The following is a 4,779-nucleotide window of genomic DNA, read 5'->3' as shown; positions in this document are numbered from 1 at the left end:
CCGCGGCAGGCGGACAGGGCGGCCTGGGAAACTCCTCCCTGTCGTCCCAGAAGCGCAAGGCCCCCGGGTTCGCCCTCCTGGGTATTCCCGGTGACGCCCGGGACGTGGTCCTGGAGCTCAAATCGATCGCGGACATCGCGCTGGTCGGTTTCCCGTCGGCCGGGAAGTCCAGCCTGATCGCCGCAATGTCCGCAGCCCGCCCCAAGATCGCGGACTACCCATTCACCACGCTGCGCCCCAACCTGGGCGTCGTCGAAGCCGGTGACGTCCGATTCACCATTGCGGATGTTCCCGGGCTGATCGAGGGAGCGAGTGAAGGCAGAGGTCTCGGTCATGACTTCCTGCGCCACGTCGAGCGCTGTGCGGCACTGGTCCACGTCCTGGACTGCGCCGCACTGGAGACGGACCGGGATCCGCTGAAGGACCTCGGCATCATCGAACGCGAACTTGACCGCTACTCGGTGGACATGAGCTACGCCGGTCCCGGCGGCGAGGTCATACCCCTGAACGAGCGCCCCCGCCTCGTTGCCCTGAACAAGGTCGACGTGCCTGACGGGCGGGACATGGCGGAGTTTGTCCGCCCGGAGCTCGAATCCCGCGGCTACCGGGTGTTCGAGGTCTCCGCCGCGAGCCATGAAGGGCTGCGGCAGCTTGGCTTCGCGATGGCGGAGATTGTGCGCGAGGCCCGGGCGAAGCTCGAGACGGCACCTCCGGTTGTCACCCCGCCCGTGCTGCGGCCGCGCGCGGTCAACCAGAAGGGGTTCATCATCCGCCGGGAGGAGAAGAACCTTGAGCCGCTCTTCCGCGTGCTCGGCGAAAAGCCCGAGCGCTGGGTGAAGCAGACCGATTTCACCAACGACGAAGCCGTTGGCTACCTGGCCGATCGGCTCGCTAAGTTGGGTGTCGAGGAACAGCTCTTCAAGAGCGGGGCCAAGCCCGGGGATACCGTGGTGATCGGCGAGGGCGACGGCGTCGTCTTTGACTGGGAACCGACCATGATGGGCGGCGCCGAACTCCTGGCCTCCCCCCGCGGCACCGACCTCCGCCTTGAAGAGCTCATGCGTCCCACGCGTGAACAGAAGCGTGAGGACCATCAGGCCCGCAAGGACGCGCGTGCCGCCGCGCGTGCCGAGCTTGAGGCCGAGAGGAAGGCCGGCATCTGGACAGAGTCGGTCAATTACCGCAACTCCGGCCAGAAGGCGGCAGAGGACGACGGCGGCTCTGACCGCGACGGAGCCTGACCCACCGCCGCAACCACAGAACCCCAGTAACCGACCGAAGGAATAGATGACCGTAAAGCGCCCGCTCAAGACCCGTTCCGGACTGGCGAAAGCCAAGCGAATAGTCGTCAAGGTAGGTTCCTCCTCCCTGACCTCGCTTTCCGGAGGACTCTCCGACGAAGCGCTGTTCGCACTCTCGGACGTGCTCGCTGCCCGCCGCAACGAGGGAACCGAAGTGATCCTCGTGTCCTCCGGTGCGATCGCAGCCGGCCTGGCCCCGCTGGGACTGGCCCGGCGCCCCAACCAGCTCTCTTCCCAGCAGGCGGCCGCCAGCGTAGGGCAGGGCCTGCTGATGGCGCGCTACACCCATGCTTTCGGCGCCCACGGTGTGACCGTCAGCCAGGTGCTGCTGACCCTGGACGACCTCATGCGGCGCAGCCACTACGCCAATGCGCACCGGGCCATGGAGCGCCTCCTGAATTTCGGCGTCGTGCCGATCGTGAACGAGAACGACACGGTGGCCAGCTCTGAGATCCGATTCGGTGACAATGACCGCCTGGCCGCCCTGGTGGCGCACCTGGTCAAGGCTGACGCCCTGATCCTGCTCTCCGACGTCGATTCGCTCTATGACGGTCCTCCCAAGGCGGGCGCGAAGCGCATCCCCGAAGTCCGCGGCCCTGAAGACCTCGAGGGTGTGAGCATCGGACGGACCGGCAAGGCAGGCGTCGGCACCGGGGGCATGGTGACGAAAGTCGAGGCCGCCACCATCGCTGCCTCCTCGGGTATCCCGGCGCTGGTCACCTCCGCCGACAACGCCGGTCCAGCCCTCGCGGGTGAGGACGTCGGCACCTGGTTCAGCACCAATGGCCGCCGCCAGCCGATCAGGCTGCTCTGGCTTGCGCACCTTGCCCGGATCCAGGGCACCCTGACACTGGACGACGGCGCCGCGAGGGCTGTGGGGGAGCGTCGCCGGTCGCTGCTGCCCGCCGGCATCGTGTCAGTGGGCGGAGAGTTCGAGGCGGGCGATCCGGTCGAGATGGTGGACCGCGCCGGCACCGTGATTGCGCGGGGACTCGTGAACTACAGCTCCTTTGAACTGCCCCGGATGCTGGGGAGGTCCACGCGCGAGCTGTCGCGGGAACTGGGCCGGGAATACGAGCGCTCGGTGGTCCACGTCAACGACCTCGTGGTACTGAACGCCCCTGCCGCTTCCTGATCCGGCTGGGGTTGCACCGGTGTCCTCGTTAGACTGGGGGAATGACTGACGTGACTACACAGCAGACTGCCCATCAGACCACCACCGATCCCGCACACGGCGAACAGCCGGCCACACCGGTGAACGTCGAGCAGGCTGTGCACGCTATCGCAGACCGTGCCAGAACCGCTTCACGGGTCATTGCGCGCGCCAACCGTGCACACAAGGACAAGGCGCTGGAGGCGATCGGCGAGGCGCTCGTCGCCAACCAGGAGACCATCCTGCGGGCCAACCGCGAGGACCTTGAGACCGGCCGCGCGAACGGCACCTCCTCCGCGCTGCTGGACCGCCTCAGCCTCAGCGAGGACCGTATCGCCGGCCTTGCCGCAGCGCTCGAGAATCTCGCCGGCCTGCCCGATCCGGTTGGAACCATCGAACGCGGACAGACTCTCCCGAACGGCGTCCGGCTCCGCCAGGTGCATGTTCCGCTCGGCGTGGTTGCGGCCATCTACGAGGCCCGCCCCAACGTGACGGTGGACATCGCCGGACTAGCGCTGAAGAGCGGCAATGCCGTGATCCTCCGGGGTGGAAGCGCTGCTGCCAGGACCAACGCGGCCCTCCTTGGCATCATCCGCGACGCACTCGACCGCACGGGCCTTCCGGCAGACGCCGTCCAGACCGTAGATGAGTTCGGCCGTGAGGGAGCCAACATCCTGATGAAGGCACGCGGCCGCGTCGACGTCCTGATTCCGCGCGGAGGCCACGACCTCATTCAGACGGTGGTGACCAATGCGGCCGTACCGGTTATCGAGACCGGCGAGGGAAATGTCCACATCTACCTTGACGAGAGCGCCGACGAGGACATGGCGGTGGACATCCTGCTCAATGCCAAGACCCAGCGTCCCAGCGTCTGCAACACGGTGGAGACTCTCCTGGTGCACCGGGACGCGAAGGCGGCACCGGCTGTCCTGGAAGCGCTGGCCGGCGCGGGCGTCCGCATCCACGCAGACAGCCGGATCCAGGCGATCCTCCCGGACGGCGTGTCAGCGGACACCGCGGACGACGGCGACTGGGCACGCGAGTACATGGACCTGGACATTGCGGTTGCGATGGTGGATTCGGTCGACGAAGCGCTCGAGCACATCCGCACCTGGAGCACCGGTCACACGGAAGCCATCATCACCAACAACCTGGCACGGTCCGAACAGTTCATCGCCGGCGTTGATTCGGCGGCGGTCATCGTCAACGCGTCCACGCGCTTCACCGACGGCGGCGAACTGGGCCTGGGCGCAGAGGTGGGCATCTCCACGCAGAAGATGCACGCACGCGGCCCCATGGGCCTGCGCGAGCTGACCACCACCAAGTGGATCATCCAGGGCGACGGTCAGATCCGCCGGTAGCGGCCGCTGCGGCCCCGGCGGCCGTAGTTCCGCAGTTCGGGGCGCCCGGGGTTAGCGCGTAGGATAGTAGCGAAACAGTACTGAAAGCACGCGCTGACCCACGCCCGGCCGGCGGGGTGGGCGCGTCATTCCCAAGGGGAGAAGAATGCTGACCCAGATCCTCAACTTCGCGGTGGTTGCAGGCGAGACCGCAGAGCACCACGCCGAACTGCCGATGCCCGCCATTGCGTACGGCGGCCTCATCATGGGAGCGCTGCTGCTGCTGATGTTCGTGACCATTGCGTTCACCAGCCTCGGGCACCGCCACGAGGCGGTCCAGGAGCACGCTGACCCGCATCGCCAGCACCCCAACAAGCACGATCACGGCGAGACCTCCCAGCACTGATCTCCTTGGCCGTTCCTCCCGCACCTCCGACCGAGCAGGGGATTCACCCGGGCGCTCTCACCTCCGACGGCTCATCCCGTTGGCGGCTGGGCGTCATGGGTGGCACCTTTGACCCGATCCACCACGGCCACCTTGTCGCAGCCAGTGAAGTGGCGGCGGCGTTCGACCTGGATGAAGTGGTGTTTGTCCCCACCGGCCAGCCCTGGCAGAAGAACGCCAAGGAGGTCAGCCCGGCCGAGCACCGCTACCTCATGACGGTTGTGGCGACGGCATCCAACCCGCGCTTCACCGTCAGCAGGGTGGACATCGACCGGCCCGGCCCGACGTACACGATCGACACCCTCCGGGACCTGCACACAACACGTCCGGAAGCTGAGCTGTTCTTCATCACCGGAGCGGACGCCATGGCGCAGATCCTGTCCTGGAAGAACGTCGACGAGCTCTGGTCGCTGGCGCACTTTGTCGGCGTCACGAGACCAGGTCATGTGCTGAGCACGCAGCGCACGGATGTCAGCCTGATGGAGGTTCCGGCCATGGCGATCTCCTCGACGGACTGCCGCCGGCGGGTCTCCGAGCCCC

At 67.1% G+C, this 4,779-nt stretch carries 5 protein-coding genes; all 5 read left to right on the top strand.

Annotation, left to right across the window (positions count from 1 at the left end; translation table 11 throughout):
* On the top strand, positions 1-1,241 hold a 1,241-nt coding region (gene obgE / locus X803_RS17075), incomplete at its 5' end, for a GTPase ObgE (protein WP_035777413.1).
* Between the two features lie 46 nt (positions 1,242-1,287).
* Positions 1,288-2,436: a glutamate 5-kinase gene (gene proB / locus X803_RS0101490; RefSeq protein ID WP_026543747.1), complete on the top strand. Its 1,149-nt coding sequence runs from the start codon at positions 1,288-1,290 to the stop codon at positions 2,434-2,436.
* 41 nt (positions 2,437-2,477) lie between these two features.
* Entirely contained in the window at positions 2,478-3,815 is a 1,338-nt protein-coding gene (locus X803_RS0101485) for a glutamate-5-semialdehyde dehydrogenase (protein ID WP_026543746.1), read from the top strand.
* Between the two features lie 145 nt (positions 3,816-3,960).
* The gene (locus X803_RS0101480; RefSeq protein ID WP_026543745.1) at positions 3,961-4,200 is read left to right on the top strand and encodes a hypothetical protein; all 240 of its coding nucleotides are present in this window, start codon (positions 3,961-3,963) and stop codon (positions 4,198-4,200) included.
* 95 nt (positions 4,201-4,295) lie between these two features.
* Positions 4,296-4,779: nicotinate-nucleotide adenylyltransferase (nadD, locus tag X803_RS17070; protein WP_253907364.1), on the top strand; the 484-nt coding region annotated here is incomplete at its 3' end.

Source organism: Arthrobacter sp. 35/47 (assembly GCF_000520475.1).
Taxonomy (GTDB): domain Bacteria; phylum Actinomycetota; class Actinomycetes; order Actinomycetales; family Micrococcaceae; genus Arthrobacter_D; species Arthrobacter_D subterraneus.
This window is presented reverse-complemented; position numbering and strand designations above follow the sequence as displayed.

What these genes read in the sequence shown, in the direction of transcription:
- proB (WP_026543747.1), top strand. Translation starts at nt 1,288, where the DNA reads ATGACCGTAAAGCGCCCGCTCAAGACCCGTTCCGGACTGGCGAAAGCC.
- X803_RS0101485 (WP_026543746.1), top strand. Translation starts at nt 2,478, where the DNA reads ATGACTGACGTGACTACACAGCAGACTGCCCATCAGACCACCACCGAT.
- X803_RS0101480 (WP_026543745.1), top strand. Translation starts at nt 3,961, where the DNA reads ATGCTGACCCAGATCCTCAACTTCGCGGTGGTTGCAGGCGAGACCGCA.